Genomic DNA, 25,179 nt, shown 5'->3' with positions numbered 1-25,179 from the left:
ATAAAAATCATGACAACGTACTGCTAAAAATACGGCTTTCACCGCCAAGGTCAGTAATGACCTGCCACTGTACCTGCCCGCCCCCCCCTTTAGGCAGTGTAAACTGTCGTGAAGAGAAAGGCGGTACGTGAGTGATGTTTTCAACGGCCTTGTCTCCCACCCTGACAGATTTCAGGTTCATGTAGAACGGCGTCGGATTATTGACATCGAGCTGTTCACCTTTTCGGGTCCAGGTCAGCGTGGAAGCGGTATTAGAGGGCTGGCCCAATCCTGAGGGACGAACGAACAACTTGATGCAACTTTGCACACTAAGCTGGATATTTAAATTCACGGATTTTTGGGGAAGAGCCGGTTTTCCATCCTGTCCTTCAGCCCACGCTTCATCACCTTTAGGAGGAACCCCCGTCACACACAGCCAGTACAAACTCTCACGGTCACTGGCCAGCTGACCGCCAGCTTTGACCACCCGAAGGCGACTCTGCTGCTGTCCTTCCAGCCGAAACAACGGAGGCGTGACCATAAAAGGAGCTGATGCGACCCTGTCTTCCGCCAACACAGCGGAGCGAACCAGTATGGGATAGGCCTGCGGATTGCTGACCACCAATGTGGCACCCGCTGATGTGGGGTCATAAATCACCCGTGTAGCCCCTAACTTGAGGGTAAAGGGTTGAGTCGTGCTCTCCACCGGAACCGGAGGTTGTACAGCGAATGATTGGGCCGTACACCCCAGAAACAGTAATAGACCTGAAAGAATGGGTCTTTTTGTTGTTGTTTTTTTATTCTCTTTCATGCCATATAGATGAATAAACATTACGCTTACCTTTCTTCCTGGGTATTTTTTAAGGCGTTGACATTATAAATGGCAACTTAACTCATTATTTAATGACACAACCCAATAGGGTTAATTGAAAAAAATAATGGAATTGGTTTCATTACATTAAGACTAAGGCAATCCCCAGCAGGCCTAAAATAATAAATGAAGTGCCGAGAGCCAAATTCATTTCATTCTTCTTATGAGTTAACTTGCTTATCTTATTAATCGCCATAAAACACTCCAACCTACGAAAATATTTCTTAGAAAACGCAGAATTTAAATTTAGATTTTACTCGAACTCAAACGCCGAAGAAACTATACATTACAGCCTTTTATCCTGTCAACCAAACAAAATGCAGATCTAAATACCAATACAAACAGTATTCGTAGAATTAAACACCATAAAACAGTCTTTATATAGACCGATAGATCGTGAAATTACTGATATATAGATATACGCACTAAGCATCATGATTATTTTAGATGATAGGACCATTATTGTTTTTTTATAAATAAGGTTTAAGGTTCTGTGTCGCATTAGCGTAGGCAAGTCAGCAAAAGTAGCGATGCCGTTTTTTTAGGCAGCCAACCAATAAAATTGTTCTGCTGGTGATAAATGTTCTTCGACGGGATGCTGAAGTTGCCCTTTTCGTATCATGTGGCTCAGTTCGATGCCAGCCAGGAGCGTCTGCGCACGCCGAAATGATTTAAATCCCAGCATCAGCCGTATGCGTCGTTTGATATTCCGATGGTCCTGCTCTATCAGGTTGTTCAGGTATTTACTCTGCCTGACGGTAATCGCTTCCTCATCAGGTTTTTCAGCGTTGAGCGTGGCTAAAGCTGCGGTGTTGGCGCCACTTTTATCAAGGTTCACTGTCTCAGGTTCATCGTGGTGTCGAGTGGCTTTGCGAAAGAAGAGTAATACCGTTGCAGCATCCCGTTTGGCGGTCAGCAGGAAGTCGAGGGTCTGGCCTGACGAATCAACAGCCCGGTAGAGATATTTCCACTGACCTTTGACTTTGATGTCAGTTTTGTCCATGCGCCACCGACGACCTACTGAGCGTTTATGCCGGCGAAACGCCTTATCCAGCAAGGGCACCCGGCGGATGACCCAACGGTGCAGCGTGGAGTGGTCAACGATAATACCGCGCTCTGCCATCATCTCTTCCAAATTGCGCAGGCTGAGGGCGTAAGCCAGATACCAACAAACACATTGCGCGTTGATATCAGTGGGATAATGCAGGCTTTTAAAGGCATTTCGGATCAGAGACATGGGCAGGCAACATCGTAAAAAAACAGCATGTTACCTGACCACGCCTTAATGCGACAGAACCCTCTAATGATACCAATTTAGCCATCCATGCACCAACGCCATACTTAATGAGAAGTAAGTAAGGCTGCTGTGAGGTTAATATACTAAAAAAGACCAATAAATAATCATATTCCTACAATAACGTAGGATTTTTATTTTTAACTTGTAGGTTTAATTACATAAATAACATGATTATTCCCATTTTCGCATGGGAAGGAATCATTTGATTCTTTAAATTAAAAAAACAATAAGCTGCTAAAATTATCCAAATCAATATTAACGGTTAATTTTTTTATATAACTGATCTAAAAAACCTGGATTTAGATTGATATCATAATAATAAACTTAAATTCAATTCCATCCACAGGCCATTGATCTGCAGTATTTGCGTTTACTAGAGGAATCGAACGTGTATACTTCAATCAATAGCAAGAGAGTACAGCGACAAGGACATTTCAAGTTTCTAAAATGCTTTATATACAGTACGGGCAATGTGAATATTAGAAACCCGCTTTACTCCTACTATTAAAAATATTTAAAGTATCGTTTTGCTACAAAGTACACACCTTGAGTTTCTACATTTATTAGATTGATAAAAGTACTCATCAACTGGTCTTATTTTCCAGCAGCGATAAATATATAATTAATTCTTGTGGGCAACCTCAATCGAATTAATACACAACAGTACCGAGTTATTTAACTGGCTCTGTCGCATTAGCGCAGTTCAGTCAGCAAAAGTGGCGTTGCCGGCTGTTTAGGCAGCCAGCAGATAGAATTGTTCCGCAGGTGACAATCCCTCACTTTGCGAATGTTGATATTGCCCTTTTAGTATCATGTGGCTCAGTTCGGTGCCGGTCATGAGCGTCTGTGCCCGTCGAAACGATTTGAATCCCAGCATCAGCCGTATGCGTCGTTTGATATTCCGATGGTCCTGCTCTATCAGGTTGTTCAGGTATTTACTCTGCCTGACGGTAATCGCTTCCTCATCAGGCTCGCCGTGATGACGAATGGCCTTGCGAAAGAAGCGCAATGCCGCTGCAGCGTCCCGTTTGGCCGTCAGCAGGAAGTCGATGGTCTGGCCTGCAGTATCGACTGCGCGGTACAGGTATTTCCACTGACCTTTGACTTTGATGTAGGTTTCGTCCATGCGCCACCGACGACCTACTGAGCGTTTATGCCGGTGAAACGCCTTATCCAGCAAGGGCACCCGACGGATGACACAACGGTGCAGCGTGGAGTGGTCAACGATAATACCGAGCTCTGCCATCATCTCCTCGAGATTACGCAGGCTGAGGGCGTAAGCCAGATACCAGCGAACACACTGAGCGATAACATCAGTGGGGTAATGCAGGCTTTTAAAGGCTTTTCTGATTAGAGCCATGGGTAGGCAACATCGTAAAAAAACAGCATGTTACCTGACGCCGCCTTAATGCGACAGAACCCTGCTGGCTGCCTAAATAACCGGCAGCGCCACTTTTGCTAACTTCTCTACGCTAATGCGACAGAGCCGCTTTTACTCACCTTGAAAAGGTAATCAATAAATATGTTAAACAATATCCAGAAAACCGTTTGTGCCCTGGCCGTACTGGCCACCACCTCTCTGCCGGCTTTTGCAGAAAGCGTTGATGTTCGTGTGATCGGTACCATCACCCCGACCGCCTGTACCCCGGTACTGACTGGTGGCGGTACCATCGATTATGGCGCCATCCATCCTAATACGTTGGCTAAAGATGCCTACACCACGCTGGCTGAGAAACAACTGGATTTCACTATCAACTGTGATGCACCGGCCAAAGTAGCTGTTCAAGTAATTAATTACCGTGTGGGAACACTGCCTGATGCCGCCGCTGATACAGCCAACGGCGGGCAGCCTGTCACTTCTGTGACTATTTTTGGTACAAACAGTAATTATGTTGCAGGTCTCGGATTGCATGACAACAATAAAATTGGCGGCTACGGCATGCGCTTTGTGCCAGGTACTTACACCGCTGACTCTGCCCCTGTAGTGTCTATCTACAGACCTTCACCTACCTCTGCATGGGTGGTTACTTCCACTGGCAGCATTTTCAGCACGGCCACACGGGGCGCTAGTTGGGCCGCCCCTGGGACAACCACCCCAATCGCTTTTACCACACTGACCGGTAAACTGGGTGTGCAGGCTTATATCAACAAAGCCTCTGAGCTCGACCTGACCAAACCCATCGCGCTGGATGGTTTGACCACCATCGAAATTGTTTATCTGTAATCGTCACGCCGTGCCAGGCATTGTGCCTGGCACTATTGAAAAATAAAGGGGTTCTGTCGCATTAAGGCGGCGTCAGGTAACATGCTGTTTTTTTACGATGTTGCCTACCCATGGCTCTAATCAGAAAAGCCTTTAAAAGCCTGCATTACCCCACTGATGTTATCGCTCAGTGTGTTCGCTGGTATCTGGCTTACGCCCTCAGCCTGCGTAATCTCGAGGAGATGATGGCAGAGCTCGGTATTATCGTTGACCACTCCACGCTGCACCGTTGTGTCATCCGTCGGGTGCCCTTGCTGGATAAGGCGTTTCACCGGCATAAACGCTCAGTAGGTCGTCGGTGGCGCATGGACGAAACCTACATCAAAGTCAAAGGTCAGTGGAAATACCTGTACCGCGCAGTCGATACTGCAGGCCAGACCATCGACTTCCTGCTGACGGCCAAACGGGACGCTGCAGCGGCATTGCGCTTCTTTCGCAAGGCCATTCGTCATCACGGCGAGCCTGATGAGGAAGCGATTACCGTCAGGCAGAGTAAATACCTGAACAACCTGATAGAGCAGGACCATCGGAATATCAAACGACGCATACGGCTGATGCTGGGATTCAAATCGTTTCGACGGGCACAGACGCTCATGACCGGCACCGAACTGAGCCACATGATACTAAAAGGGCAATATCAACATTCGCAAAGTGAGGGATTGTCACCTGCGGAACAATTCTATCTGCTGGCTGCCTAAACAGCCGGCAACGCCACTTTTGCTGACTGAACTGCGCTAATGCGACAGAGCCTTACGTTTGATGTGGTATCAACCCATTGAATACATGACCATTTATTTCAACATCCCCTGCGCAATCGAAAGGAAAAAACCATGACACTCTCTTCCCTGCTGAAAACCGGTGCAGCGGCCCTGCTGCTGTCCTCCACCTATAGCCAGGCCACCGGCATGGTGCCGGAAACATCTGTCGTGATTGTCGAACAGGATGATGGCGAAGGTGCTATCAACGTCAAGAATACGGATGCCTCCCCGGTGCTGCTGCTCACAACCCTCGAAAACATCAAGGACGACGATGAAACCCTGCTGACTGTCACGCCGCCAGCGGCGCGCGTTGAACCGGGCAAAACCCAGCGGGTGCGCTTTATCATGACCAGCAAGACGCCGCTGAAAACGGAACGCCTGAAACGCGTCATCTTTGAAGGCGTACCGCCGCAGAAAAAAGGCACAAGCGAGGTGCACATGACCGTGCGCCAGAACCTGCCGGTGATTATTCGTCCGGCGGGCCTGGAGAAAGACCTTGCCCCGTGGAAACACCTGACCTGGAAGTTGAGTGGCAACAGTATCACCGTCAGCAACCCGTCACCGTACGTGGTTCGCCTGGGGCAGGGCGTACAAACCCTGCCGGACAACACGTCATGGACCCTGCTGAACAGCTACATATTGCCGGGCCAGACGATGACTGTCACCCCAAACGACAATAAAAAGGCCGGTGCCGCGCAACAGGTGCGGATTTCTCCGGCCACGACCTGGGGCTATACCGTCAATACCTATGACGCAGCTCTTACTCACTGATAAGCGACACCAATGAGATATAAGTATCACTTCACCAGACTACAGTTGACCTTGCTGGGCAGTCTCGCCATCTCAGCCCCCTTGCTGGCCGCTGACCCCACTGACCGTCAGGAGGGGACCGAGTTCGATGCGCAGATGATGAAGACCCGGGGTATCGACCCCAAACTGGCCGAATGGTTTCGTCAGGCACCGCGTTTTATGCCCGGCGAGTCGACGGTGGAACTGACCGTCAACGGCAGCGCGCGTGGCAAGGCCACCCTGCGTTTTGACAGTGAGGGTAAGCTGTGTGCCAATAAGCGTTTTCAGGACAACGCTGGCCTGGTGTCACTGCCCGGTTTTAACGAGGATATCCCCTGTTTTGATCTGAAAACCGCCTGGCCGCAAACCGAATTGAACTTTGACCCAGGAGAGGGGCGCGTGGATGTCGTGGTACCGCCGCAGGCTGTAGCGGGCCCTGGGACAGAGAGTGGCAACTGGAGCCACGGTGGTTTTGCCGGTATGCTCAACTACGACGCACAATATCTGGATTCTGCCGGCAGTGCGGCCGGCGTCAGCTTTATGCAACTCGGTACCGAGGCCGGATTCAACGTCAGCGACTGGATTGTCCGCAGTCGCCAGACGTTTTCACGTTTTAACGGTGAAGACCAGTTACGCCATCAGAATGCTTATGCCCAGCGTTCGTTTATCGGCATCAAAAAGGTACTGCAGGCTGGCCAAATCAGCCTGTCCAACTCCATGTTCGGGACCGGCCAGGTGCTGGGGTTTCAGATGTTCCCGGAAATGGCACTGCAGGGTAACCGCGGCGGGGCCGGTTTGGTGGAAGGGATTGCCGACAACCAGTCCGTGGTCGAGGTACGGCAGTCCGGGGTACTGGTTTACAGCACCACCGTGCCAGCCGGCCCTTTTCGTCTTCAGGGGTTTTCGCTGCTTAATACTCGCTCAGACCTGGTCGTGACTGTCACCGGCGGTGAGGGGGCGACGCGCCAGTTCACCGTACCGGCGTCCGCCTTGTTATTGAACGGAACCACAGTGGCGCCTGGGGTGTCTTTCGGTGTGGGAAAAATTGACCAGAAAGGCAGTAGTGAAGCCCCTCTGGTTGGCACGATTGCCAATGGGTGGACGTTGGTCCCACAAGCGACATTAAATGCCGGATTGTTGGGTTCTACGCCTTATCGTGCGGGCGCTATCGGGCTGGACAGTCAATTGTTTGATGCCACCCTGCTGTCATTGCAAACCACCGTGGCCCAGGACAACAAGCACGGGAGTCAGGGTGTCTCGCTATCGGCCTCGTTGAACCACAGTCTGACTGAACGCATCGGGGTCAACGTCAATGCATCGCAGAAAACCGCTGGTTACCGGGAGTTGAGCGATGCTTTGCAGGCAGATGACCAGAACACCACAGGGAGCAGCCGTAACCAGATTGGCGGAGGGGTCAACTGGTCAGAGAAAAACCTGGGCAGTTTGTCTGTTGCTTGGGCTCGTAGCACCACCTTTGACGGTTACCACACCGACTACCTGCGCGGGGGCTGGAGCAAACAGTTCGGCCAAGTCTACTTGGGTGCTAGCTTGGAGCGCAGCAGTGGGAGCCGTACCACCGATGCAGAGAGCCGCGCCTTCCTGACCGTCAATATTCCATTTGACAATAGCCGCAGCGTCAGCAGCTACTTCAACAGCAGCGGCAGCAGCAACCGCGCAGGGGTGCGCTACAGCAACCGCTCCAGCCAGGACCGTGGGTGGAGCCTGTCCAGCGACCGTGATTTTCGTAACCAACGAACGTCTAGTACGGGCAGCGCAGACTGGGTGACCCCCATCAGCCAGCTCAACGGCAGCCTCAGCCGGAATTCTGACAATAACACCACCTGGTCAGCACGCGCCACAGGTGCCGTGGTGGCACATGACCATGGCGTGACGTTGTCGCCTTACCGTGTGGGTGACACCTTTGGTATCGCCAAGGTAGGTGAAGAGGGGGGGGTACGCCTGGAAACGCCTGTCGGTCCTGCCTGGACCGACAGGCGCGGCTACGCGGTGCTGCCGTCGCTCAGTGGTTACAAACGTTCTGCCATTCAGTTGGATACCCGCAGTCTGGAGAAAAATATCGATATTGGCAACGCTTGGCAGGAAACCGAGGCGGCGCGGGGTTCGGTGAGTTACGTCAATTTTGATGTTGTGCGTAGCCGTCGGGTCTTGGCTGAAGTGAGAGATGTGCAGGGTAATCCTTTACCCCTCGGGGCCAGTGTGTTCAACAGTGAGGGTAACTTCGTGACCGTTGTGGGTAACAAAGGGCAGCTGTTTATTCCTGATGCGGCCAACAACATGAAGCTGGATGTACAAACCTCGGGCCAGACGCTGTGCAGTATCGTGCTTAGCCTGCCTGAAAAAGCCGTGCGGGGCGAACTGTTTGAGACCGCTAATGCGCAATGCCGATAACCGGCGTAACTCTGGAGCTGCCATGAAAAGAACCTATTTTATTGCCCTGATGCTGGGCTGGGGGCTCAGCTCGCTTGCCGGGGCTGAGCCTGCGTTAACGGAGGCTCAGCCCCCTTCTCTGCTGGTGGATACCCGTTGCAGTCTGTCTCTCGGCGGCGGAGTGATTGACTACGGTAACCAGTCTCGCGGGCAACTGCAGGCCGCCTCTCCAGGTGGCAATACGCTAACCCCTGGCAAGCGAACACTGACGTTGAGTGTGGTGTGTCCTTACACGCAGCCCCTGCGGTTGGCGCTGCGCGGCGACCGTTCGGGTAATGGAGAGTTGCGTTATGGCGAGCGAGGCAGCGTGGTGGTGCGTCTGTTTGATATGCAGCGGGATGGAGAAAGCGTGCAGATAATGCCGGTCACCCCGGATGGCGGTGTGACTGGGTCTGCGTCGGAGTCACAGCGGTTGCAACCTGGGCAGGCGGTGGGAGCCACTCTTAACAGACAGCTTGTCAAGGGAAAAGTCTTCAGTGTCCGTGTGGAGATAGAACCTATTATGACAAACGAAGAGGCCAGAGTCGGGGTGAGCACGACAAAAGAGTCTCTTCTGACGCTGGAGCTGATTAATTAGGCTCTGTTGCATTAGCGTAGAGAAGTTAGCAAAAGTGGCGCTGCCGGTTATTTAGGCAGCCAACAGATAAAATTGTTCCACAGGTGACAATCCCTCATTTTGCGGATGTTGATATTGTCCTTTACGTTGTTGGAAAAGGCGGGCTACGTTCTCATAAAAAACAGCATGTTACCGGATAACGCCTTAATGCGACAAAATCGCCCCTGTTAAATGGGAAATTTCTCACTGAATAGAGGCTGTATTCCTATATGAACAGTAGCCCGCCTGCGGCGGGGGCGGCGCTGCGGTGCAGCTTCAGGGGTGTTCAGCGCCGGCGCACCGTTTTATACTCTGCGGCATGATAATTTCCCCAGGTACTCATCCACATGGCTCGCAATAAATCCCCCAGAAAGCGTAAACCCGGTAAATCAGGCTACACCGCGTCAGGAACAGCCATCCCTCGCCCCTGTTATCCGAAGCGTTTTCTGGTCTCTACTCCGCCTCAAAGCGATTTTGGCGACGTCGCCGAGTTCTTTTATGACACCCCGGAGGAGACCATTCAGCACTGCGTGCGGTTCTGTCGAAAATCTGAAAGCTCAGTGATACTACGGACCAAGACATCCGAGTAAAGGTTGAATGATGCTCAGTTTTAAAGGTCGCCACTTTCCTAAAGATATCATTTTGATGGCTGTGCGGTGGAAGCTTGCCTACCCGCTCAGTTATCGTCATATAGAAGAGCTTCTGGAAGAGCGGGGCGCCACTGTAGACCATTCAACAGTGCAAAAATGGGTCGCCCATTATGCGCCGCAACTTGAGCATTCTTTCAGAAAAAGCAAGAGGCCTGTAGGGTGCAGTTGGACGATGGACGAAACCTATATCAAAGTGAATGGCCAGTGGGTTTACCTTTATCGGGCGGTGGATAATGACGGGCATGCGATTGATTTTATGTTGTCAGAAACCCGTGACCGCGCGGCGGTATTGAGGTTTTTCAAAAAAGCGATTGGCGCCAGTGGATTTCCAGAGAAGGTCAATATTGATAAATCAGGCGCGAATACTGCGGCGTTAGAGCGTATCAATAACCTGTTATTCCTCTACGGTCTTTGGCCTTTGTTGATTGAGGTCAGGAGAATAAAATACCTGAACAATTTGGTGAGGCAAGACCATCGAGGGATTAAAAACATCACGAAATATACGCTCGGATTTAAATCATTTGAAACGGCCGAAGCGACTATTGCGGGAATTGAGTTGCATAGGATGCTTAAGAAAGGACAACTGGAAAACGCCGGCGATACGCCAGCCTGGAGGCAGTTTTATTCGTTAGCGGCTTAATTACGCCCTGAATAAGGCCACACTCGACTTTGCCCAATATTTTCGACAGAACCGCTGAAATCGCTAGGGGTCATGCGGGTTCACTGAAAAAGGGATGAATAGCCTCAGTTTTCATGACAACTCCATTTTTTTGCAACAAGCCCCGTTCTATTCGTTAGTGGCCTCACTATGCCCAGAATAAGGCCCCTTCGATTTTGTAGAATATTTTCAACAGAGCAGCGGAATGTACATCACAAAAAATAGCATGTTACCGGACAACGCCTTAATGCGACAAAATCGCCCCTGTTAAATGGGAAATTTCTCACTGAATAGAGGCTGTATTCCTATATCAAGTTAATAATTATCGCCATATAATACTGTCTTATATAACAATATCATTGTTGAGCGTTTATAGAAACATCGTGAGCCATACTTATCCCGTAGCCAATCAATAGAATTACTCAGTTAAGGACGACCGCCAAAGGTATTGTTTCTAATAAGATGTCCCCTAACATCGACTTGTCCGGTATTAGCTATTTAGGACTTTTTTCCTATAATTTTATTGCGGCCCTTTTTGATGGTTTTTGTCTGTATTATTTCTTTGAATTACAGATATTGATGCCTTTATTGGTAGCACATGCCACAACCATACCGTAGCCCTTATAAAAGGCAACAATACCTTCCACAGGAACAGATAAATTAAATGTTAAAATTAACCCGTTGCCCTCATCCCAGCGATACTCGTAGGCGTAAATTTCTTCTGAGCACCCTGAGTACAGTCATCCTCTGTAGTATGGCCGGAATGGCTCACGCAGGCTCGTGTACTGGCTCGCTCGGTGTTTATACCTGTTCGGGAGTTCAGGATAGCGTAACCGATTCCACTCAGTACTTGTCAGGTTCACCGTTGTCAGTAACCACTGAGCCTAACTTCGGCATCGTTACCAGTTCAGACGAGGCGTTTAATCTGAATGGGACCGACGGTCTGAGTTTTACCGACGACAATGGTTCAACTATCACCGGACAGGAGTACGGGATTTTAGCACGAAACGACGGTGCAGGAGTGCTGTCAATCACTACCACTGGTACAGTCACCGGAACAAACCTGTTTGGCATTAGTGCTACCAATAGCACAGGCACGGACATGATAATCCAGGCTGCAGATGTCTTTGGAGGTATGTTAGGTATTGATGCCTATAACAATGGCACAGGTGAGCTGTCCATCACTACCACTGGCAATGTGACCACCACAGGCCAGATGGGCATTTCTGCCAACAACGCCGGCACTGACTTGGCTATCCGAGCTGCCAATGTCTTTGGCGGCGGTCTAGGCATTGTAGCCAATCTCTTTGGCACGGGAACGCTGTCCATTACCACGACAGGTATGGTAACTGCAGGGGTCGGAATTTACGCCAACAACGCCGGTTCTGGCGCGCTGTCCATTACCAGCACTGGCACAGTGACTGGCATAATTGGGCACGGCATTAATGCCTACAACGATAACCTCAGCACAGACCTGACTATCCAAGCCACTGATGTCTTTGGAGGTGATGTAGGCATTAGAGCTGACAACCGTGGTTCTGGCGCGCTGTCCATCACCAGCACTGGCACTGCAACTGGTACGGTCGAGTCTGGTATTGCTGCTGCTAACGTCGGTACGGACCTGACCATAAAGGCTGCCGATGTCTCCGGGGGAACTGCAGGTATTGATGTCACCAATAACGGCTCTGGCGTGCTGTCCATTACCACGACAGGCGTGGTAACTGGCACTACCGGGTACGGCATTAGGGCCACCAACGATGGCACGGACCTGACCATTGAGGCTGCCGATGTCTTTGGTGAAGGTGCAGGCATTTATGCCACCAATAACGGTACGGGGGAGATGTCCATTACCACCACCGGCACGGTGTCTGGAGACCGGTCCGGTATTCTCGCCTATAACTACGGCACGGGTGCAATGTCCATCACCAGCACTGGCATAAATACCGGCATAAACGGTGGGAGCGGTATTGCAGCCGAAAGCACTGGCACTGACCTGACCATCCAGGCCGCCGATAACAATGGACTGTATTACGGTATTAATGCTGACAACCGTGGGTCTGGCGTGCTGTCAATCACCAGCACCGGCACGGCAACGGGTACGGAGGGATCTGGTATTTTTACTACCAATATCGGCACAGACCTGACCATACAGGCCGCTGATACCTTCGGACTGTATTACGGTATTAATGCTGACAACCGTGGTTCAGGTGCGCTGTCCATCACCAGCACTGGCACTGCAACTGGTACGGTCGAGTCTGGTATTGCTGCTGCTAACGTCGGTACGGACCTGACCATAAAGGCTGCCGATGTCTCCGGGGGAACTGCAGGTATTGATGTCACCAATAACGGCTCTGGCGTGCTGTCCATTACCACGACAGGCGTGGTAACTGGCACTACCGGGTACGGCATTAGGGCCACCAACGATGGCACGGACCTGACCATTGAGGCTGCCGATGTCTTTGGTGAAGGTGCAGGCATTTATGCCACCAATAGCGGTACGGGGGAGATGTCCATTACCACCACCGGCACGGTGTCTGGAGACCAGTCCGGTATTCTCGCACGAAACGACGGTTCAGGTGCGCTGTCAATCACCAGCACCGGCACGGCAACGGGTACGGGTACGGATGGATATGGTATTTCTACTACCAACCTCGGCACAGACCTGACCATCCACGCCACTGATGTCTTTGGAGGCGATGCAGGCATTTTAGCCATCAACAGTGGCACTGGTGCGCTGTCCATCACCAGCACTGGCACTGCAACTGGTACGGACGAGTCTGGTATTTATGCTTATAACCAAGGCACCGACCTGACCATCCAGGCCGCTGATGTCTCCGGAAACGTTGGTATTCTTGCTGAAAATCGCGGCACGGGGGTAACATCGATTACCACCACCGGTACGGTGACCGGCACAGCCCAGAGTGGCATTCAGGCGATAAACACCGGCCTTGGACCGGTCTCTGTCTCGGTGAACACTGGCAGTACGGTGCAAGGCGCTCTTACCGGTATTGACGTCAATTCGACCACGCCAATCGATATCACCAACGCCGGGACTGTCCGTAATTTATCAGGCAGCGCTTCAGATATCGCTATCCAGACCAGCGGAGCACAGGGAACCCTCACCAACAGTGGCCTGTTGCAGGGGACTGTTCAACTGAGCGATGAAGGCAACCGTGTCATTAACAACGCCGGCGGCTCTTGGGTCACCGCAGGTGGGACCAATGAGTTCGGCGCGCTGACAGCCAGCAATAGCCTGGTCAATAACGGCACCCTTATCGCCGCGAACGGGTCTGTAACTGACCCGGTGCAGACCACCACATTCAACAATGTTGGTACCTTCACCAACGCCAGCACCGGTATCCTGAGCATGGACAACGGCCGCGCGGGCGATGTCACCATCATTAACGGCGATTATGTGGGGAATGGCGGCAGCCTGCTGTTGAATACCGTGCTGGCTGATGATGCATCGGTCACCGATAAGTTGGTGGTGAACGGCAGTACTGCCGGAACCACGTATGTGGGAGTGAACAACCTCGGTGGCAGTGGTGCCGCAACGCTCAACGGTATTGAGTTAATACAGGTCAGCGGTGTTTCTGATGGGGAGTTTGTCAAAAATGGCCGTATTGTGGCGGGTGCCTATGATTACTTATTGGTGCGCGGTGCAGATACAAATGCCAGCAACTGGTATCTGACCAGTGTAATAACACCAACACCAACACCAACACCAACACCAACACCACCAACACTGCTTCAACGTCCGGAAGCTGGCAGCTATACCGCCAACCTGGCGGCAGTCAATAATATGTTTGTCACTACACTGCATGACCGCCTGGGTGAAACGCAGTACATTGATGCCCTGACCGGCGAGCAGAAAGTCACCAGCCTGTGGCTGCGTAATGAAGGCGGGCACAATCGTTCCCGTGATACCTCGGGTCAGTTGCGCACACAGGCTAACCGTTACGTGGTGCAACTGGGTGGCGATATTGCGCAATGGAGCAATAACGACAGGGACCGTTTCCATCTGGGCCTGATGGCCGGTTACGGCAACAGCAAGAGTACCACAGTGTCCAGTTTGTCGGGTTACAACGCCAAAGGGTCAACTGACGGTTACAGCACCGGCATTTACGGTACCTGGTATGCCAATGATGCCGACAAGTCTGGCTTATACGTGGACAGCTGGGCACAGTACAGCTGGTTTAACAACACCGTGGAGGGTCAGGATTTAGCGTCTGAAGAATACAAGTCCAAAGGGGTAACGGCTTCTGTTGAGAGTGGCTATACCTTTAAAGTGGGCGAGAATGCTGCTAAAAACGCCACGTACTTTATCCAGCCAAAAGCACAAGTGACGTGGATGGGTGTGAAAGCCGATGACCATAAAGAAGCCAACGGCACGAATGTGTCAGGTGAAGGTGATGGCAATATCCAGACCCGTTTGGGCGTGAAAGCGTTTATGAAGGGCTACAGTGACCAGGACAAAGGCAAAGACCGGGTATTCCAGCCGTTTGTTGAAGCGAACTGGGTCCATAATACCAACGATTTTGGTACTACAATGGATAGCGTGACCGTGAAACAAGACGGCGCAGCCAATATTGCGGAACTGAAAATGGGTGTTGAAGGGCAGCTCAATAAGCAAGTGAATCTGTGGGGCAATGTTGGTCAGCAAGTGGGCAACAAAGGCTACAGTGATACGGCGGTCATGTTAGGCCTTAAATACAACTTCTAAGAGTATTTTCCGGGGCCTGTATTGAGCGTCAATCAGGACCCGGAAATTCATTCATTTACTTGATCTGACTTTTTACACTTTCTTGTAAAGAAAATGGTCAATAATTTGGTTTTACCCTAAGAAGGGAAATAATTAACTAACGGAAGTTAGTCTTTCTCTTATAATTCAATAACAACCAAAAAAACTACATCAAAAACATTGGAGTTCAACATGGGTGACGTCATTATTTTCAGCAATTACTCTCTCATTAGATACACTCTAAAAGAAATCATCAATGAAGTCATCAATGAAAGCCTTACCGACATCACAACAATTAAAATACAGGAATCATTTGAGGATTTTAAAATATCAATAACAACGTTAGAGTGTCCTTTAATCATTTTAGACATGGATGGAATATCTAGATTAGAACTTTCGTTTATTTTTGACAATATCAATAAAGAATCAAGATTATTTTTATACACTTCGATAGTTGACCCAGGTCATTCATATATCATGATGGAATTAGTAAAAATATCATGTGGTTATATAACTAAAGTGACGCCTGTCGAATTTTTGAAGTTGACACTGTCCAATTTTATTTTAAACCATGAAATGAAGACGGTGCCGTTTGAAAGTGATAATGCTAAAGTCAAACTAACCAAGCGTGAAGAACAAGTCATTCACTATATTTTAAAGGGTGATTCAAATAGTGAAATCGCAAAAAAACTCAATATTAACAATAAAACCATCAGTACACACCGAACGAATATTTTAAAAAAATTTCAATTAAAAAATACAATAGATTTATATAAAGAACTTGAGGGATGCAAATGATTAACGTGATCATCTGTTTACCAATAGTGTTAACCCACATTCAGGTGCTGGCTGTTATATTTATAAAAAATCAACGGAGTACCTTATGTTGATGTAATATCATTGACACATGAAACCTCATGTGACATAAAATGCTTAGAACGATAATTTTATCGAAATTGACCACGGAAAGTTGAAGCAAATGATCAGTTTCGCAAACGCCTTTTAAGGCCTTATAGTAGTCGGTCGACAACCTAAATATTTTCTATTATCGAAGAAAATTATCTAATTCTATTTTCTCAACAAACCTTTCTGTTGGATATAGAGACAATTCAGTTTTGTTCCGTTAACAGAAAAAAATCATCAAAAGTTGCATTTATTTTTATACTGCTAAAATGTGAATTATTTTTCCTGGGACAATCTGGGGTCTATCGCATCAAGGTGTCGTCAGGTAACATGCTGTGTTTTTGTGACGATGCGGCCTGCCTATGCCTCTGATACGAAAAGCCTTTAAACGACTATCCCATAGATATTATAGCGCAATGTGTTCACTGGTATCTGACTTACGGCCTGAGCCTGCGCAATTTGGAAGAGATGATGGCAGAACACAGTATTATAGTTAACCATTCCACGTTACACCGCTGGACTATCCGCCTGGTGCAGCTACTAGATAAGACCTTTTATTAGCATAAAGTGGGTGCATGGACGAGACTTAAATTAAAATCAGAGGCCAGTGAAAATACCTATTGGCGCGCATTGAGCTAGTACAAATGATACGCAAGGGGCGACTTCCGCATCCTACCGTGGTAGCCTTTATCACAGTGAGAACAAATTTATCTGTTGGCGGCCTAAAAAATCGGCAGCGCAACTTTTTCTAACTTACCTGTACTATTGCGACAGAACCGCAATACTAGACAGTCGTTATTATTTAATCATAAAAAAAAGAAAATACCTCCAATGAAGTAGGCGATATACTTACATACAAAAAAGATTTTTCCTATAATTATAAAGAAACATTCCAATATATAAAATTTAATTTTATATATAAGATACTGAATATAAAGAATATTTTTCAATGGGTAAGTTAACCCCAATTTATTTTTATATTTTTCGACTATGTCACTTAGCATTATCATGTAGCACACGAGAATGTTAAGTAGCTAAATAGGCTTTAACCCAATGGGATATAATAGATGAGTATTCTTATTTACAGTGATAGTGCGTTAATTAGTTTTTTTTTACAGTCATCCCTGGAAAATAATGTTTTAAATATAAAAAAATCAGAAAGTAACAATCTAATTATATGTGAAAGTCTATCAAGCTTAGAAAAAAATATTTATAATGATATTCATCCGATGATTATCATTGATGTTGACAATATAGGAAGAATTGATTTATACAGATTATTCCATTTTATTGAATTAAAAAATGGCCGAATTCTAATTTTTACAAAAAAAAATGAAGCTTCTAATGGCTATATTGCGATGCAGAAAGAGTCGCCATTTATTATGAGTAAAGAATCATCATTAAATAAGATGGAAAAAGACCTTTATAACTTTATTTATAATCCCAATTTCTTTTTAAGAAAAAATAATTTCAATACAGCAAAGAAAACCTTATTAACACCAAGGGAAATGGAAATTTGCAGCTATATGTTTCGTGGAATGTCAAGTAAAGACATTGCAATTCAACTAAATATTAGTGTAAAAACAGTGTTTACACATAGGAAAAATATAAAAACAAAATACAAATCAAAAAATATAATTGATTTATATATGAAAATAAATCGGCTGTAATACACATGCTGCTACAACATATAATTTCAATGAAAATTAATACTAGAACAATCTGAGAAAACCTCGACATTGTTAAAAATATATAATTAACTATTATTTTTCTCTATATTTCAAGTAATATGTATTTAAGTTATCAATAGGTTCTGTTGCATTAAGGCGTCGTCAGGTAACAGTACTGTTTTTTTACGATGTTGCCTACCCATGTCTCTAATCCGAAAAGCTTTCCGTCACCTGCATTATCCCGTCGATATCAACGCGCAATGTGTTCGTTGGTATCTGGCTTACGCCCTCAGCCTGCGCAATTTGGAAGAGATGATGGCAGAGCGCGGTATTATCGTTGACCACTCCACGCTTCACCGCTGGGTCATCCGCCGGGTGCCCTTGCTGGATAAGGCGTTTCGCCGGCATAAACGCTCAGTAGGTCGTCGGTGGCGCATGGACAAAACTGACATCAAAGTCAAAGGTCAGTGGAAATATCTCTACCGGGCTGTTGATTCGTCAGACCAGACCCTCGACTTCCTGCTGACCGCCAAACGGGATGCTGCAACGGTATTACTCTTCTTTCGCAAAGCCACTCGACACCACGATGAACCTGAGACAGTGAACCTTGATAAAAGTGGCGCCAACACCGCAGCTTTAGCCACGCTCAACGCTGAAAAACCTGATGAGGAAGCGATTACCGTCAGGCAGAGTAAATACCTGAACAACCTGATAGAGCAGGACCATCGGAATATCAAACGACGCATACGGCTGATGCTGGGATTTAAATCATTTCGGCGTGCGCAGACGCTGTTAGCAGGCATCGAGTTGTTACAGATGATACGTAAAGGGCAACTTCAGCATCCCGCCGAAGAACATTTATCACCAGCAGAACAATTTTATTGGTTGGCTGCCTAAAAAAACGGCATCGCTACTTTTGCTGACTTACCTACGCTAATGCGACAGAGCAATAACATTAGCGGGGTAATGCTGTCGATTGAAAGCATTTCGGATCAGAGTCATAGGTAGGTAACATCACAAAAAAACAGCGCTGAATACTTACAACGCCTTAATGCGACAGAACCTTACTTATTGATAAGTAATATTGAGTGTTGCTGTTGCATTGGCGGTACCAGGCAAAACATTGCTCAATGTTTGATAATAACGTGCTGTAAATGGGAATGTTTCTACTCCCCCCGCCGAGGTTTTTAGTAACAACCAGCTACCAATAGTCAGTGGGCTATTATTATACAGGATTTGTGCACCGACCCCTTTGGCTACGCCCGCAGTTCCGGCACCGGTTAACGCTAGTACACTGGTGTTAACCGTATTGGCATCTTGTGTACCAGCCATCGACACATTGATTTTGGAGCCACTGGCACAATTCAGACCCAAATTAAAACTTTGTGCCCCTGTGAAACTACCCACCCCGGTAAAACTGGTCGCATAGATATTCCCTAGCGGCACGGTAAACGTTGGTGTCGTGAGCGAACAGGATAAGACGGTCACTGTCATACCGCTAATATTAATTGGGACTTCGGTGGCCCAACTTCCTGTAGCGCCAAGAATCATTGACCCAACTCTTTGTGTTAATACACCCGAGGTCATAGGACCTGTTTTATAAAAAGCGACAGCTGCTCCGGCATATAATGACGGCATCACACTCGGAGAGGATATGAATGCAACCTGATTAATATTTCCATCTATATTATTACCCGTCCCAATCCAACCGGTGAGATTCCCCGCAGAGGTCACAGCACCCAGTTGTACTCCCAGGCCTGGAATATTGGTATTAAAGATAGGGCTTCCACCACTGCTCATTCCTGAAGAGGCCGTGATAGCTTTTACGCCTGCATATTGATTCCCTGATGGATAGGAAAGACCCGCCGGACAAGTATATAGTAGTGTGATAGGTGAGGTTACATTTGATGGTTCTATGCGCGTACCATTAACAGCATCCCTATTGATTATTAACGAGCTGGTATTGATCGTGATCCCAGATGAGTTAACTGTACAACTAGTAAAAGCCCATGAGTGAATGCTATATAAAAATAACATCATACAACCAGCATTACATATAACTTTCATCTCTGTTCCTTTATTGGCAGAGGCCATTAATAATTTGGATACCGTTTGAGGTTGTGTCCTGAGTACTTTTTTTAGGCAACTGGTAATCAACCACACATTGACTATCACTATTTTTTCCCCACTGAACTTGCAGCTTGCCGATGCTTGTCATGCCGGTCAGATAAACCTGACCACTATCGCCAACGATAAAACCAGTTGTTGATGGATTGGCCATATCACTGACCATGGCACCAAAAGGTACCCACTGACCATTTGCTTGTTGTAATGTCATCATTATTCGCTGACCAATTTTTGTCTGATAATTAGCCACGACCACGGCCCCCCGCGTCGGAGTGACCGTTTGGCTGGTTAGCTCAAGTTCAACATCATCAGGCAGCGAACTGGTATCAAGGCTGATTGGGTTGTTACGGTACGGGCTGGTATAGGGCACCACAGCATATCCCCACCGATCTGTTTTAATTCCGCGATTATTATTGACGGCTACACCCTTGGCACCCGGTGCTTTCACCAATACTATTGTTTCACCCAATGGCTGTGAAAGTGTGATACCGCTCGAATGAGCAATAATTCCACCCTGCACACCATAGTTAATCCTTTTTTGATTATTGTCGTAACTGTAACCACCATTAATCTGTCCAATGCTACCGTCATAACTGGCGCTTACATTGCCATTCATCCCATCGCCCTGCGAGGCATAGCCCTGGTTAACGCCCCAGCTCAGATTATTTTTCTCCAGCGCGGTACCATTTAATGCAACGTTATGAGTCGTTGCCCCACCTTTGGTGTCGCTCATGGTGTAATTTACCCATGAATTGCTCATAAAGCGGTTGAGTGGAATACTGATATTTAAAGCAACTATCTGATCAGAAGTCTGACTGAGGGTTCCATTCATACTGGCTGCATTCTGGCTTCTATTATAGTTAATGCCATAGCTGATCCCTTGCCAGCTATTACTATAACCAATACTCACTGATTGAGTTTTTTGACCGTTATTCCAATAACTTTCATCGATCAGGCTTAACGAAAGGGAACCTGCGAACTCCCCGAGATTTTGACTGATAACAACCTCTGCACGGCTGCGTTTTTGCTGTTTAAACCAAGGGGTGTGATTACTATTATAGGTATCCAGCGTTTCCTGCAAGGTATAAAAACCTTGCTCGGAATAGCGATTACCAGCGAGACTAAGGTTGGTTCCAATGTCAACAAAACTCTTACCGTAACGGAAACGCCATGACTGACCGTTACTGCTACTCTCATCCGATAAGGTCGATTTTGCTTCGGTAATATCCAGTGATACCGCGCCAATACGCCCCATGTTTTTACCGATCCCACTGGCAACGGAATGATAATTTGCGGCACCCTGTACCCCTCCGTATATCGTTAAACCCCAGGGTAAACCGTAAATAGCCGTTCCCTGCGCAAAGGTATTTTTATCCACACTATTATCAGAAGAACGATAATTACCGCCGGTAAAGCTGTACTTGAGTGTCCCTTCACGTTGCAAAACCGGAACTGAGGCAAAAGGCACAATAAAGTTCTGTTCACGGCCATCAGCCTCAGTGACGGTTACGGCCAGGTCACCACTGCTAGAGGTCGAATACAGATCATTAATTTCAAATGCCCCTGGTGAAACATAGCTCTGATAAATAACAAAACCATTCTGACGCACGGTAACCTGGGCATTACTTCTTGCAATCCCGCGGACTACGGGAGAATAACCTCTCATGCTATCCGGCAACATGTCTTCATCTGAAGCTAATTGGCCGCCACGAAATGGCACACTGTCAAAAATATCACTCGGGGAAGTGCTGTCCCCCAATGTAAGCTGGCTGTGTAGAGCAATAATATCACGCTGCAAATAGGTATTTATTGAACTCCACTTATCTGAACCTTCAGCGTCACGGTTCCAGGTCGAGTTATTACGCAATCGCCACGGGCCGGTATTCAACCCTGTACGTAAATTCAAAAAATAACTATTATTGCTATTTCCGCTTTCATTATTCGATTTGCTGTTAGAACCGTTAAAACTATAATTAGCCAGAAATGCAGTGACGCCTTTATCCCACTGCTCTGGGGGGACATATCCTCGGATTTGCTGGGTCAACGCTGCCTGTGGAATACTCAGGTTAACCTGCTGTTGGCCAAAATTAAACTCTGAAGATGCCTGCGGAATAGCAGCGGATAAATCAACACAACCTTTCTTTTCTAATTCAGGGAATGCATCAACTTTAATTCCTAATTTTTTGAGATCATCAAATGACAAGCAAGGCTGTAGGCTTTCATTACCGGTACTTCCTTTTACCAGAGTGAACTCCAATTCGCGAGTATCAATAAGTTGGTTATTGAGTAGAACATCAACACGATATTTCCCCGGAGCTTGCATGTCATTTTGTTCAAATACGGATAAATCAGCACCTGCTTGGGATGGGTTATCCAGTTCCAATAATGCTGGGTTAAAATATTCTTGTGCCTGTGTGTTACTGATACCAGTGATCAGCAACCCCAATTGACACAAAATTAGGTAACTGAGCCGCGTCAAACAGGCATCGCGTTTTATTTTTTTGATGGTTTTTGGGGCCGGACCTTTTTTCATTTTCTATTACCAAAAAATATTTACGCGGTAGCTTTTTTTAACAAATCAACCGATTAAATTTACAGTGAGGCCCTATAGGTTTCACTGGTACCACCGTAATCATTAATGATTTGCCAATTGACACTGTTACCGGCACTGCCTGCGGGTAGGGGCATAGTCAATGTAGACCCGGGGGCTACCATTGTTACTTCTGAGATATCCTTTCCCCCAACATTGATGGAAAAAAATGTCACGTAATGACCAGAGTCATTGATAGCTTTAAGGGTATTACCATTTCGTTGCCATTTAATATTTTTTGCAGACTGATCTAGTGTTTCTTTCATTCCTTGCGGACGATAAATCAGTTTTATCCTTGTTTTTACTGCAATTTGTAAAGTGTTATCTGTTTTTTCACTGGAAGGAATTGATTTGATGTTCAACCAAAACAGTGATTCTTTCTCTTCCGGTAAGTTCCCCCCAGCACGGACGACCCGTAAAACGTTACTTTTATTACTGTCCAACCGAAATAAAGGAGGCGTGATAATGAAAGGAGCTTTAGCCTCTGCCCCCTCTTGCGTGTCCACCCAAGATTGAATCAAGTAAGCAACGTTATCAGGGTTACTGACACTTAATGTCACTTCTTTTTTGGCGGAATCATAAATAAGACGAGTCCCCCCCACAATAACACCTGCTGTTGAACTAAATGCGGTAACGAGTAAACCTGTCACTAATGCCATTGACCATGATTTCATATTGAAATTTCCTGTATGCGAATCCGAATGAGATCTAAATAAAGTATAGATGCTTTAGGCGATTCTGGTTTACCTAGTCTTTATTTAAAGACCATTACTTGCGCTCAACCAACTATATAATTTAATTCGGTAATAACGAAAACTTAAGTTAAGAGGCGCGACAGTTCAATATGCCTGATGAAAACGTTTAATCATATGGAAATTCTCATATTATTTCCATTCAAAAAAATAAGACCGGTTTAATACCGGCCTACTTTCAGCAAAATTTTCCTAACGTGTACAATGAAAAGAAAGATTACTGATAAATCACGGTGAACTGGGCAACCGCGTTTGCGCTACCAGCACTCACGGTCTCCTGAGTTGCTATATAACGTGCGGTAAAGTCCAGATTGGTCGTAGAGCCAGCGCCGGTCTTGAGGGTGTAAGGTGCAGAATTCTCGAATAGATTTATAACGTTCTGAGATGCATCAGATAACTGGATGCCCACCCCTTTAGCAACATTAGCGTTCGGAGTCAGAGCCAACACACTATTGTCACCGGCAACACTGGTTCCATCAAATTTGATAGTGGCGCTTGATGCGGCGAGCGGACACTCAGCAAGAACCAACTGGAAGTTGGTTGCGGTAGCAGTAGAGCCGACACCGGCAAATGATGAAGCGGCAATTTTACCCAGTGAAACACTCTTACTCACTGAGTTAGCATCGACTTGACAAGCTGAGTCAATAATTTCACCGGTAAAATTGATTACGCCGTCAGCAGCATAAACGGAGGTGGCTAAAAAACCAGAAACGACTAATGCAAGGGTGAATAAATTATTTTTCATTTCAATATCCATTAAATATTTGATAAGTACGCCTGCATAAATATATGTAGACGGTGATATAAATAACGTGCCAGACGGCAGTTAATAAGAGTGTAAATACTGTTACTTTCTGTAACCGGGTTACAGGATCATACATGAAAAATAAAAGTGTATTTTAATTTTCTGTTTATAGATTACTGCTAGTTTCCGCATTAAGAGTGTTCTTAAGCTTCAATAACGAAGAGGAAATGGGGCATATCACTATTAATTATAAATAGTAGTGTATTTCCACTACTAAAATCTACTTGAAGTATAGCATCAAGTATCGATGGGAATATATGGTCATTTATTGAATTTTTTGTAGGAAAATTCTTTTTTTATTGAAATTTAATTATGTGAACCCCATATTTACTGGTAAGTAAAAGTTGCCAGTACAGTACTGTTTATTGTGCCGGGCATTACATTACCGGCAGCTGAATAAGCGCGTGTTTGCAATGAAAAAACAGCTTGTTTATTTGAAGAATTCACTGTGACGTTAGTTTTTTTACTGTTTCCTAAATTAACTCCACCACTGCTTTGCAACTCAACGGACATATTAGAAGCTGTGCCGGTATTTTTATAACGTGTTGCATCTGACGTATCTGCCGTCCCTGAAAAAGCCGCACTGACTTTAGTTGTTGATACCGGACAATTGCTCAGTGTAATCGCAAAGCTTTTCCATGGACTGAAAGAACCCGCTGTCGCTAACGCTGTTGCTTGGATATTATCAAATTCAATATTCATCACTGAGTTAGCCGCATCAACGGTACAGGGCGTTGCAATAACGTTGCCAGTGATATTAATTGTACTTATATCAGCAGCCATGACCATAGAAGTGCCAAAAAAAAGAAGTCCGGTCAGCACGCTTATTTTGGTTGATAATTTCATTTTATGCTCAGATGCCTGGTTAATTGATAAAATATTACTTATTAGTAAGTAATGTTCAGGTTATGGATAAATCTAAATTTATTACTTACAAAATATTTCATATTTAATTTGAACTATTTGCCTTATTACCATGTGAAATTAAATTCAAGGGAAAAATCCCTAAAAAAACCACACCGCCTTGATTTGATATATTGTAAATTTTGAGTAAAGATTAGTTAAACACAAATGCAACCTAATTCAATTACAATTGGTTACAACTCATTGAATATTATCAATTTAAATAGAAAAATATTGGGCTATATCCTTTATGAAAAAAAATAAAATTATAATTAAAGAGTTGTTTTGGTCAGCATTGTTTATGATTTGATACTTTTAAAAAGATAGAATTAGAATAAAACTAATGAAGCAATATAGCTAGTGAGTGATTTGATGTGGTT

The 25,179-nt window shown here is 46.3% G+C and carries 18 protein-coding genes and 2 pseudogenes; 11 read left to right on the top strand and 9 right to left on the bottom strand.

Annotation, left to right across the window (positions count from 1 at the left end; genetic code table 11):
* Positions 1–7 precede the first annotated feature (7 nt).
* From V2A84_RS00690 to V2A84_RS00680, 3 genes are all read right to left on the bottom strand, one after another.
* Entirely contained in the window at positions 8–811 is an 804-nt protein-coding gene (locus V2A84_RS00690; RefSeq protein WP_442821513.1) for a fimbria/pilus periplasmic chaperone, read from the bottom strand.
* A gap of 580 nt (positions 812–1,391) precedes the next feature.
* The gene (locus V2A84_RS00685) at positions 1,392–2,087 is read right to left on the bottom strand and encodes an IS6 family transposase (protein WP_442848490.1); all 696 of its coding nucleotides are present in this window, start codon (positions 2,085–2,087) and stop codon (positions 1,392–1,394) included.
* Between the two features lie 793 nt (positions 2,088–2,880).
* The gene (locus V2A84_RS00680) at positions 2,881–3,507 is read right to left on the bottom strand and encodes an IS6 family transposase (protein ID WP_442821511.1); all 627 of its coding nucleotides are present in this window, start codon (positions 3,505–3,507) and stop codon (positions 2,881–2,883) included.
* A 162-nt stretch (positions 3,508–3,669) separates the two neighbouring features.
* Here V2A84_RS00680 and V2A84_RS00675 point away from each other — a divergent pair, with 162 nt between their 5' ends.
* The 5 genes from V2A84_RS00675 (at position 3,670) to V2A84_RS00655 (ending at position 8,982) form a co-directional block, all read left to right on the top strand.
* A complete protein-coding gene (locus V2A84_RS00675; RefSeq protein WP_442821512.1) occupies positions 3,670–4,371 on the top strand; it encodes a DUF1120 domain-containing protein in 702 nt (233 codons plus the stop codon).
* A 110-nt stretch (positions 4,372–4,481) separates the two neighbouring features.
* Complete coding sequence (locus tag V2A84_RS00670; RefSeq protein WP_442821511.1) at positions 4,482–5,108, top strand: IS6 family transposase; 627 nt, start codon at positions 4,482–4,484, stop codon at positions 5,106–5,108.
* Between the two features lie 132 nt (positions 5,109–5,240).
* Positions 5,241–5,939 carry a fimbria/pilus chaperone family protein gene (locus V2A84_RS00665; RefSeq protein ID WP_442848489.1) on the top strand — a complete coding sequence of 233 codons (699 nt, stop codon included), beginning with the start codon at positions 5,241–5,243 and terminating at the stop codon, positions 5,937–5,939.
* A 12-nt stretch (positions 5,940–5,951) separates the two neighbouring features.
* Positions 5,952–8,366, top strand: a complete 2,415-nt coding sequence (locus V2A84_RS00660) for a fimbria/pilus outer membrane usher protein (RefSeq protein WP_442821509.1) — start codon at positions 5,952–5,954, stop codon at positions 8,364–8,366.
* 22 nt (positions 8,367–8,388) lie between these two features.
* Positions 8,389–8,982 carry a hypothetical protein gene (locus V2A84_RS00655; RefSeq protein WP_442821508.1) on the top strand — a complete coding sequence of 198 codons (594 nt, stop codon included), beginning with the start codon at positions 8,389–8,391 and terminating at the stop codon, positions 8,980–8,982.
* Positions 8,983–9,033: 51 nt separating this feature from the next.
* Here V2A84_RS00655 and V2A84_RS00650 read toward each other — a convergent pair.
* Positions 9,034–9,108: pseudogene (locus tag V2A84_RS00650) on the bottom strand (IS6 family transposase); the annotation flags it as partial.
* 489 nt (positions 9,109–9,597) lie between these two features.
* Here V2A84_RS00650 and V2A84_RS00645 point away from each other — a divergent pair.
* From V2A84_RS00645 to V2A84_RS00620, 6 genes and pseudogenes are all read left to right on the top strand, one after another.
* On the top strand, positions 9,598–10,290 hold the full coding sequence (locus tag V2A84_RS00645) for an IS6 family transposase (protein WP_442821480.1): 693 nt from the start codon (positions 9,598–9,600) through the stop codon (positions 10,288–10,290).
* A 682-nt stretch (positions 10,291–10,972) separates the two neighbouring features.
* The gene (locus V2A84_RS00640) at positions 10,973–15,031 is read left to right on the top strand and encodes an autotransporter outer membrane beta-barrel domain-containing protein (protein WP_442848488.1); all 4,059 of its coding nucleotides are present in this window, start codon (positions 10,973–10,975) and stop codon (positions 15,029–15,031) included.
* A gap of 210 nt (positions 15,032–15,241) precedes the next feature.
* Positions 15,242–15,847 (top strand): helix-turn-helix domain-containing protein, encoded by a 606-nt coding sequence (locus tag V2A84_RS00635; RefSeq protein WP_442848487.1) that lies wholly within the window; start codon positions 15,242–15,244, stop codon positions 15,845–15,847.
* 467 nt (positions 15,848–16,314) lie between these two features.
* Positions 16,315–16,507: pseudogene (locus V2A84_RS00630) on the top strand (IS6 family transposase); the annotation flags it as partial.
* Positions 16,508–17,019: 512 nt separating this feature from the next.
* Entirely contained in the window at positions 17,020–17,622 is a 603-nt protein-coding gene (locus V2A84_RS00625; RefSeq protein ID WP_442821483.1) for a helix-turn-helix transcriptional regulator, read from the top strand.
* Between the two features lie 201 nt (positions 17,623–17,823).
* Positions 17,824–18,519 (top strand): IS6 family transposase, encoded by a 696-nt coding sequence (locus tag V2A84_RS00620; protein ID WP_442821484.1) that lies wholly within the window; start codon positions 17,824–17,826, stop codon positions 18,517–18,519.
* Positions 18,520–18,690: 171 nt separating this feature from the next.
* Here the strand turns inward: V2A84_RS00620 and V2A84_RS00615 are convergent, their stop codons facing one another.
* The 5 genes from V2A84_RS00615 to V2A84_RS00595 all read right to left on the bottom strand — a co-directional run bounded on the left by V2A84_RS00615 (position 18,691) and on the right by V2A84_RS00595 (position 24,742).
* A complete protein-coding gene (locus V2A84_RS00615; protein WP_442821485.1) occupies positions 18,691–19,422 on the bottom strand; it encodes a fimbrial protein in 732 nt (243 codons plus the stop codon).
* Between the two features lie 277 nt (positions 19,423–19,699).
* Positions 19,700–22,282, bottom strand: a complete 2,583-nt coding sequence (locus tag V2A84_RS00610) for a fimbria/pilus outer membrane usher protein (RefSeq protein ID WP_442821486.1) — start codon at positions 22,280–22,282, stop codon at positions 19,700–19,702.
* Between the two features lie 59 nt (positions 22,283–22,341).
* A complete protein-coding gene (locus tag V2A84_RS00605) occupies positions 22,342–23,013 on the bottom strand; it encodes a fimbrial biogenesis chaperone (protein WP_442821487.1) in 672 nt (223 codons plus the stop codon).
* Positions 23,014–23,308: 295 nt separating this feature from the next.
* Positions 23,309–23,836 carry a fimbrial protein gene (locus V2A84_RS00600; protein WP_442821488.1) on the bottom strand — a complete coding sequence of 176 codons (528 nt, stop codon included), beginning with the start codon at positions 23,834–23,836 and terminating at the stop codon, positions 23,309–23,311.
* Between the two features lie 387 nt (positions 23,837–24,223).
* Entirely contained in the window at positions 24,224–24,742 is a 519-nt protein-coding gene (locus V2A84_RS00595; RefSeq protein WP_442821489.1) for a fimbrial protein, read from the bottom strand.
* Between the last annotated feature and the right edge of the window lie 437 nt (positions 24,743–25,179).

It is taken from the genome of Yersinia sp. 2553 StPb PI (assembly GCF_052217105.1).
Taxonomy (GTDB): domain Bacteria; phylum Pseudomonadota; class Gammaproteobacteria; order Enterobacterales; family Enterobacteriaceae; genus Yersinia; species Yersinia enterocolitica_E.
Note: the sequence above shows the minus strand (reverse complement) of the source record. Positions and strands in the feature narration are given on the sequence as shown.

Bases quoted from the DNA above. Each gene is read 5' to 3' on its own strand.
- V2A84_RS00615 (WP_442821485.1), bottom strand. From the start codon at position 19,422: ATGAGCAGTGGTGGAAGCCCTATCTTTAATACCAATATTCCAGGCCTG.
- V2A84_RS00610 (WP_442821486.1), bottom strand. From the start codon at position 22,282: ATGAAAAAAGGTCCGGCCCCAAAAACCATCAAAAAAATAAAACGCGAT.
- V2A84_RS00595 (WP_442821489.1), bottom strand. From the start codon at position 24,742: ATGAAATTATCAACCAAAATAAGCGTGCTGACCGGACTTCTTTTTTTT.
- V2A84_RS00675 (WP_442821512.1), top strand. From the start codon at position 3,670: ATGTTAAACAATATCCAGAAAACCGTTTGTGCCCTGGCCGTACTGGCC.
- V2A84_RS00660 (WP_442821509.1), top strand. From the start codon at position 5,952: ATGAGATATAAGTATCACTTCACCAGACTACAGTTGACCTTGCTGGGC.
- V2A84_RS00690 (WP_442821513.1), bottom strand. From the start codon at position 811: ATGTTTATTCATCTATATGGCATGAAAGAGAATAAAAAAACAACAACA.
- V2A84_RS00655 (WP_442821508.1), top strand. From the start codon at position 8,389: ATGAAAAGAACCTATTTTATTGCCCTGATGCTGGGCTGGGGGCTCAGC.
- V2A84_RS00645 (WP_442821480.1), top strand. From the start codon at position 9,598: ATGATGCTCAGTTTTAAAGGTCGCCACTTTCCTAAAGATATCATTTTG.
- V2A84_RS00685 (WP_442848490.1), bottom strand. From the start codon at position 2,087: ATGTCTCTGATCCGAAATGCCTTTAAAAGCCTGCATTATCCCACTGAT.
- V2A84_RS00665 (WP_442848489.1), top strand. From the start codon at position 5,241: ATGACACTCTCTTCCCTGCTGAAAACCGGTGCAGCGGCCCTGCTGCTG.
- V2A84_RS00640 (WP_442848488.1), top strand. From the start codon at position 10,973: ATGTTAAAATTAACCCGTTGCCCTCATCCCAGCGATACTCGTAGGCGT.
- V2A84_RS00635 (WP_442848487.1), top strand. From the start codon at position 15,242: ATGGGTGACGTCATTATTTTCAGCAATTACTCTCTCATTAGATACACT.
- V2A84_RS00670 (WP_442821511.1), top strand. From the start codon at position 4,482: ATGGCTCTAATCAGAAAAGCCTTTAAAAGCCTGCATTACCCCACTGAT.
- V2A84_RS00605 (WP_442821487.1), bottom strand. From the start codon at position 23,013: ATGAAATCATGGTCAATGGCATTAGTGACAGGTTTACTCGTTACCGCA.
- V2A84_RS00625 (WP_442821483.1), top strand. From the start codon at position 17,020: ATGAGTATTCTTATTTACAGTGATAGTGCGTTAATTAGTTTTTTTTTA.
- V2A84_RS00620 (WP_442821484.1), top strand. From the start codon at position 17,824: ATGTCTCTAATCCGAAAAGCTTTCCGTCACCTGCATTATCCCGTCGAT.
- V2A84_RS00680 (WP_442821511.1), bottom strand. From the start codon at position 3,507: ATGGCTCTAATCAGAAAAGCCTTTAAAAGCCTGCATTACCCCACTGAT.
- V2A84_RS00600 (WP_442821488.1), bottom strand. From the start codon at position 23,836: ATGAAAAATAATTTATTCACCCTTGCATTAGTCGTTTCTGGTTTTTTA.